This window comes from Alistipes sp., from assembly GCF_048465575.1.
Taxonomy (GTDB): domain Bacteria; phylum Bacteroidota; class Bacteroidia; order Bacteroidales; family Rikenellaceae; genus Alistipes.
In genome coordinates this window covers 66,772-74,625 of sequence record NZ_DBFWLG010000035.1, presented here as the reverse complement: position 1 = coordinate 74,625, position 7,854 = coordinate 66,772, and the positions used below count along the sequence as shown (strand labels likewise).

At 52.7% G+C, this 7,854-nt stretch carries 5 protein-coding genes; all 5 read left to right on the top strand.

Annotated features, from left to right (window positions below; translation table 11 throughout):
* Positions 1-99: 99 nt before the first annotated feature.
* The 5 genes from ACMQ11_RS09405 to ACMQ11_RS09385 all read left to right on the top strand — a co-directional run bounded on the left by ACMQ11_RS09405 (position 100) and on the right by ACMQ11_RS09385 (position 7,854).
* Positions 100-873 (top strand): RagB/SusD family nutrient uptake outer membrane protein, encoded by a 774-nt coding sequence (locus ACMQ11_RS09405; protein WP_418992512.1) that lies wholly within the window; start codon positions 100-102, stop codon positions 871-873.
* 18 nt (positions 874-891) lie between these two features.
* On the top strand, positions 892-1,416 hold the full coding sequence (locus tag ACMQ11_RS09400; protein WP_418992511.1) for a hypothetical protein: 525 nt from the start codon (positions 892-894) through the stop codon (positions 1,414-1,416).
* Positions 1,417-1,428: 12 nt separating this feature from the next.
* Entirely contained in the window at positions 1,429-2,607 is a 1,179-nt protein-coding gene (locus ACMQ11_RS09395) for a glycoside hydrolase family 16 protein (RefSeq protein WP_418992510.1), read from the top strand.
* A 143-nt stretch (positions 2,608-2,750) separates the two neighbouring features.
* A complete protein-coding gene (locus ACMQ11_RS09390) occupies positions 2,751-5,807 on the top strand; it encodes a glycoside hydrolase family 2 TIM barrel-domain containing protein (RefSeq protein ID WP_418992509.1) in 3,057 nt (1,018 codons plus the stop codon).
* A gap of 25 nt (positions 5,808-5,832) precedes the next feature.
* On the top strand, positions 5,833-7,854 hold the full coding sequence (locus ACMQ11_RS09385) for a beta-galactosidase (RefSeq protein WP_418992508.1): 2,022 nt from the start codon (positions 5,833-5,835) through the stop codon (positions 7,852-7,854).

Here is a 7,854-nt window from a genome sequence, read left to right as displayed (position 1 = left end):
GGTCGTATTTCTTATTGTCCATAATCAATTGCCGACCGTTTTATAGATCATCCAATCGGTACACAAAGATAAAGACCCGATGATCCTTGCACAAGATGCATTAGAACGGATATTTACGGTACAGCCGGCGGAAATACCGGAGTTTGCCCGACACACGATCTGTTCCTGGCCCATGAGCACAAGACTGTCGATGCGAACGACCCTTATGCGGGCGTCGATCCTCGTTTCACGGCCAATGTGGCTATCAACGGCAGTTCGTGGAACGGCCGAACGCTGGAAATATGGTCGGGAGGTGCCGACGATCCGGACAATCCCAAAACGTCGCGGACAGGGTATTACCTCAAAAAGTTCCTCAATGACAACCTCAATCTGGTCAATGATGAAAAGAAGAACTTCTCCTGGCCGGTTTTCCGTTATGCCGAGGTTTTGCTTAGCTATGCTGAGGCGATGAATGAGGCTTTCGGACCGGATGATCTCGGGCCTGCGGAGTACGGGCTGACGCTCACGGCCCGCGAAGCCGTCAACATGGTCCGCGGTAGTGAGAGCGTAAAAATGCCTGAAATCACCGCTGCAGAGGCGCCCGGGCAGGATGAAATGAGGGATCGGATTCGGAATGAACGACGGGTCGAACTGGCTTTCGAAGGCCATCGATATTGGGATTTGTGTCGCTGGAAAATTGCAGCGGAGGTGCTGAACCGGCCCGTATTCGGTGTGAAGGTGACCAGAACGGAGGATGCGGCCCGACCGTATGAGTATGTATCGTTCGAGGCGAGCCGCCGTAAGTTCGAGGCCCCGAAAATGTATCTTTATCCCATTCCTCAGGAGGAGATCGTCCGGTCGATGGGTACGATGGAACAGAATGCAGGTTGGTAAACTGATAAAGGGATGAATATGAAAAAGCTATTATATGCTGTGTTTCTGCCGCTGGCGGCCTTTTTCCTGGGTTCTTGCGAAAACGAGCGTGAGATCGACGTCTCCCCCAGGGTGTACATGCCGCAGTCGACATGGGGGCAAACTTATGTGGTCAATGGGACCCAGTCGAAAGACAATAAAAATTATGAAATCGACAAAGCCAACAACAAGGTCAACATTTTTCTCGGCGTGTATCAATCCGGTGTCGGGGAGTTGGGCGGTTTTTCGGTCGACATTTCGGCGGGAGGCGCTCCGGTCGACGGAACGACGCTGCTGCCGGAAAGTGCTTACGATATGCCCTCGAAGATCAGTGTTGCCAAAGGCAAGCGGGAAAATTATTTCTGTCTCGAAGTCGATTTGCATTTCCTGCTAAAGAACCGCAGTACGGATTATTCGCTGCCAGTTATCATTTCGAACTTGACCAAATGGCAGTTCAACGACAAGTATACGACAACGAAAGTTCATATCAAAACGTCGGAACTCCTCTCAATGGAGGGACTTTAATTGATACCGGTTATGAAAATTATCAAACTGTTCTTTTCGCTTGTAGCCCTGCTGGCAGGCGGCGTGACCACCGGATGCAGCGATAACGATTCGGACGATCAGAAAGAAGCTCCGTTTATCTATCTGACGCAGGCTGCCTTCGATTCACCATATGCGGTGCCTGACAATTACAAATATGAAGATGGGGCCGATGTAATAAGTGTTCCGCTTTCGATCCACCGCGCCGGTCTGGATAAGCTGGAGGCTTATTCCGTGAAGCTGGAGGTGCTCGACGAAACGATCGAAGGAACGGAAAAACTTCCCGAGGAGGGCTATGTGCTTCCGGATGTCATCAACTCTTCCGAAGGTGTGAGGACCTGTGAATTCAATCTCGATCTCAATCTCGATTTCCTTCGGGAAGACCATGCGGGAAAGATTTATTCGCTTGTGCTTGTCTTGTCCAATCCGTCGAAATACGTCGTCGAGGAGTCGCTGTCCAAGGTGGAGATTCGCATCGATCCCATAGCGCTGCTCAAGGATTCGGACCTCTACTACGAATGGGAACTGCTCTTCAGCGAGGAGTTTGAAGAGGCTGATGTCAATACGAATGTCTGGTCGATCTATGATGAGGAATACGGACATTCCAACATCGGTGTGTTGAAACCCGAGGCATTCTCGGTGAAATACGGCATTTTGAATCTGACATGCTACATGGACCCGAAATACCCTCGGGTGGTTACGGGCGGCATGAAACACAAGACTCCCTTCACGTATGGGCGGATCGAATTCCGGGCCAAGAGCATGCTCGATCCCGATGGTTATGTCGGCGGTGTGATTCTTACGTGGCCTGCGAGCGAACGGTGGCCGCAGGATGGCGAGATGGATTTTTACGAGATACTTTCGCCTCAGTCGTCCGTTCTCAATACGTTCATCCACCATCCCGATTTCATGGACCCGAACAAGGATGTCCACGTACAGTATACGCATACCGGACTGGACCGGACCCAATGGCATACGTTTCGGGTCGACTGGTTCCCCGATCACCTCTACCTTTATGTCGACAACGTAAAGGTGTGGGAGCTCACCGATGTCAGACGGATTCCCCAGACCGCGCATCGTTTCGTGATCCAGTCGGGATCGAAGGTCAACGTGATCAACAATCCGGTGACGCTGGAGGTTGACTACGTGCGGGTTTATCAGGTCCGGCAATAGCTGTCCCGATGCGCATGGTACGGAATGCAGTTCGGCATTCCGTACCGTGTGCCGGGAAGATATCGGATCTTGATTTTTTAATCATGAATGTTTTTGCAATGAGACTATACGGAATAGTTACGACCTGGATATCGGTAGTTGGGATGTTCGGAGCAGTTTTCGCCGCGGAACCCTGGGAGGACCCGTCCGTCAACCGGATCAATACGGAGCCGGCACATGCCTACTGTGTACCGTACCGGGATGCTGCGGAGGCAGCCGCCGGGAAAACGTCTTCCCGGGTGCGATCGCTGAACGGAACGTGGAGTTTCAAATACTGTTCTTCTCTTTCGGCGGTTCCCGATGGTTTTTATGAGCTTGGGAAAGAATATTCCGGGTGGGACGTGATAAGCGTGCCGGGAAACTGGCAGTTGCAGGGGGCGTACGATCCTCCGGTGTTCACGAACATCAAATATCCGTTCGACCCCGATCCGCCGCATGTCCCTTCGGACTATAATCCGGTCGGACTTTACAAGCGGAGTTTTACGGTCCCTGTCGGTTGGGAAGACCTCGAAATTTTCATTCGTTTCGAAGGTGTGCAGTCGGCCATGTATCTTTGGGTAAACGGTTGTCGGGTAGGGTATCACGAAGACGGGATGCTGCCTGCGGAGTTTAATATCACGCCGTATCTTTCCGGGGAAACGAACGAACTGGCGGTCCAGGTTCTCAACTGGTCGGACGGTTCGTATCTCGAGGATCAGGATTTCTGGCGTTTCAGCGGCATTTATCGTGACGTATCTCTTTATGCGCTTCCGAAAACACATGTGCGCGATTTTGAATTGTACGCCGAAGTCGATGGCGACATGCACGATGCGGAAATGAAGATGAATTTCGATCTGCGCAACAGCGGTGCGGAACGATCGGACTGCCGGGTCCGGGTGACTTTCAGAGACCCTTCGGGAAATATGGTATTTGTCTGCGAATCGGCCCGGGTACACGTTCCTGCCGGCAGGGAAACTGCAGTCGGGATGTCCCGCAGAGTGGCCGATCCGGTGAAATGGAGCGCCGAAACTCCAGTCCTGTATTCCGCCGTCGTTGAACTGCTGGATGCAAAAGGCCGTGTTTTGCATGCTTTGTCACAGCCGGTCGGATTCCGACGCGTGGAGATCCGGGACGGTTTGCTGCTCGTCAACGGGCAGCCCGTGAAGATAAAAGGTGTGAACCGACATGAGTTCGATCCTTATACGGGACGGTACGTGACTCCGGAGTTTATGCTGCAGGATATTCTGTTGATGAAGCGGCACAATATCAACGCCGTTCGGACTTCGCATTACCCAAACCATCCTGCATTCTATGCTCTGTGCGATCGTTACGGTCTCTATGTCATGGATGAAGCGAACATCGAGAGCCATGGGCTATGGGAAAAAGAGTATTATGTCGGGGAATGTCCCGAGTGGAAAACGGCGATCGTAGAACGAAATAAAGACATGGTTGAGCGTGACAAGAACCATGCCTCGATTATCTTTTGGTCGCTCGGCAATGAATCGGGTGTTGGGCCCAATTTCGATGCGGCGTATGCGGCTGTCAGGGAGACGGACCCTCAGCGTCGGCCCATTCACTACGAGTCGCAGAATCCGGCTTATGCCCAGGCGATGACCCGTTATGACATCATCAGCACGATGTATCCCGATTTTGACCGGTTGGAATGGCTTTACAACGGGGATCGGATGCGCCCGATGATCATTTGCGAATATGCGCATGCAATGGGCAACGGGGTCGGTAATTTCCGAAAGTACTGGGATTTATTCTATACTGACGAGCGGATGCAGGGCGGCTTTATCTGGGATTGGGTCGATCAGGGCCTGCGCTCGAAAGACGAGACCGGCAGGGAGTATTGGAATGTCGTCAATTACAGCGACGGAGCCAATGCTGACGACGGCCTGGTCAACCCCGACCGGACTCCGCAGCCCGAGATCCACGAGGTAAAAAAAGTTTTTCAGAATTTCAATGTCAAGGAGGTCGATGTTCATTGCGGGATGTTCACGGTTATGAACGACAATTATTTCATTTCGTCGGAGGGGGTCGCTCTCCATTGGTCGATTCTTGAGAATGGCTCCGAGGTCGTTTCCGGGGTGTTGGACCGGCTGAACATCGCCTCTCGTTCCGCAGAACTTGTCCGCATCGGTTTCGACCGTGGACTTATCAGGCGGGAAAATGAATACCATTTCAATTTCAGTTTTCGCACCAAGGCGGCCGATGCGGCTCTCCCTGCGGATTATGAGATTGCTTCCGAGCAGATCGCGTTTGATTTTCTTCCCGAGGAAAGGTGGATCGTTCCGGACGATTCCGGGCATACGCTGCAGGTGTCGGAGGGGCAAAAAGGACTTGTTGTTTCCGGAGCGGATTTCAGTATTGGTTTCGATGCTACCGAGCACGTGGTCGGGAGTTTGATCTATAATGGTCGGGAGATGCTGACGGAACCGTTACGTCCCTGTTTCGGACGAGTGCCGACCGATAACGATTGCGGAGGAGGCGATGGCTCCTATTACGCACGGTGGAAGAAAGCCGGGTATTTCGATTATAAGATTGAGCCCGTATCCCTGAGGACCGTTGAGGTGTCTTCCTCTCAGATGGACGTTTATGTGCTCAACCGTCTTGTTTGCAAAGAGGGATATATCTTGCATGAGGCCGTTTATTCGGTATGTGCCGATGGTCGGATTATGGTGGAGAATACCTTTGAGATCGACGACCGGCTGCCTCCGCCCGCCCGTATCGGAATGACTTTGGCGTTACCGGCTCATTACGATGAAGTGGAGTGGTTCGGCCGCGGGCCTTACGAAAGTTATGCGGACCGCAAGGAGGCCGCTTTTGTCGGGATTTATTCCGGACGGGTGGCCGATCAGCATTTCGATTACGTGATGCCCCAGGAGAACGGAAACAAGACCGATGTTCGATGGCTGAGATTGAAATCGTCCCGGGGAAGAGTATTGGCTGTGTCCGGTGACGGAAATTTGCTCGATTTCAACGTGCAGGATTACGACGATCAGGAGTTGTTCGATTCGAGGGAGAAGCATGAGTTGAAACGGGGTGTCAAGACCTGCCTGCATCTGGATCTGGCACAGATGGGCCTGGGCGGAGACGACAGTTGGTCGCCCCGTGTGCATAAGGAATATGTGCTGGCGAATAAGGTTTATAAGTACGGTTTCACCTTGAAAGGGGAGTGACCGGATGAATGTTAATAGTTTTATGATGAAAAATTTGTTCAGATCCCTTTGTTTTGCAGTTTTTTTTGTGCTTCCTCGGACGGCCGGGGCCCGACAGGATGTTCCTCTATTGGGCGGACAGGTGATTATTGAACCGGGGCAGTCCGACGAGGAGATAGAGGGGTGGTTTCGGATACTGAATAACAATGGTATGAAGGTGTGCCGGATACGGATGTTCGAAGAGTATATGCACGATACGGAGTCCGGTACGTGGGATTTCTCGCTTTTCGACAAGGCATTCGCGGCGGCTGAGAAGTACGGTATCCGGATATTTGCGACCCTTTTTCCGCTCGACAAACACAATGCGGCTTCGCTGGGCGGGTTCAAACTGCCTGCCGACGAGGTTCATCTGGCCCGTATTGCGAACTATATTTCGCATACCGTAGGACATTTCAGCAAGTTCGGCTCACTGTACGGTTGGGTGTTGATCAACGAACCCGGGACCGGGGGCTGGATACCGGAGAGCGCTTTGTCGGACAAGTTGTATGAACAATGGCGCGATACCTTGCCCGAAAGTTCTTACGGTACCAATTACAGAAGACTGGTAAATTTCGACCGGCAGAAATTCGTGACCGTTTACAATACGTGGTATCTCCGGTGGTTGGCAGCACGCGTGCGTGAATGTGATCCACACAGCGAAGTTCATGTGAACAATCACCAATTGTTCGAAAATGTTGCTGAATACGATTTCCCGGCTTGGAGGAAGTTCCTGACCTCTTTGGGTACCTCGGCGCATCCGAGCTGGCATTTCAATTATTTCCAACGCTCCCGGTATGCCGTCGCATTGGCCGCTAATTGCGAGATCATCCGTTCGGGAGCGGGCGATCTCCCGTTCCTGATCACCGAAATGCAGGGCGGCAACAATACTTACAGTGGAGACAAGGCTTTTTGTCCTACGGGCGATGAGATAACACAGTGGCTCTGGACCGGGCTTGGGACCGGAGCGCAGGGGATTATTTTCTGGTCGTTGAATCCGCGCTCAGTGGGCGAGGAGGCCGGAGAGTGGGCACTGATCGATTTTCAGGGTAACAATACCTGCCGGCTCGATGCCGTGCGCAATGTCGCGGCATGCCTGGAGCGGAATAGCCGGTTTTTCAAGAATGCCGGGGTCATTGGATCGCCTGTAACGATCCTTTACAACCGTGAGTCGTTGTGGGTGGAAACCAAGGCGCAGGGGGTGAACAAAAACGATCCGAACTACGAAGGTCGCAACCAGGGCGGAGTGATGAAATCGGTGGTGGCTTTTTACGAGTTGTTTGCGGAGAACGGAGTGAAGTCCAATATCGGTGAGATCAATGAGTACGACTGGTCCAGACCGGATTATTCGGGAGAGTGTATCGTATTTGCCAATCAGGTGGCGATTCCCTCCTACCGTTGGGACGACATACGGGGGTTCGTGGAGCGGGGAGGCAAGTTGTTGGTCGAAGGCTTGACAGGTTTTTACGACGAGAAAATGCAAAGCCTGCACAATACCGGATTTCCGCTGGCCGATGTATTCGGAGGTGAACTCCGGGAGGTTGATTGCCGGACCGGGGACGAGGTCGGGAATGTGCCGGACGATATGCCCGTGCATTTGTGGACCGGTTATATCGATGTACACACGGCAACCCCCTTCTATGGCACCGGACGTTGTGTCTCGGCCGTCCGTAATATCTATGGACGCGGCAGCGTGGTCTGGATTCCGTCGTTGGTGGGACTCGGAGCCATCCGGACACAGAATAAGGCCCCGCTGGCGAATTTCCTGCGCAAAGAACTTGCGGAGGAGATGGCGAAATCCGCATTCTCGTTTAAGGAGCATTATCCTGGGGTTATCATGCAAACGCTCGCCAGTGACGGTGCGTATGTGACGGTGATCATTAACAAAGGTGCCAACGAGCAGCGTATTCGGCTGAATGTGCCAGATGACGCACTCCGGCCCGAGGTGATTTTTCCCGACGGAGTAAATGGGGTGAAGAAGACGGAGGTCGTGATCGGTCCGGAGATGACGATGGTGATAAAATGGGACTGA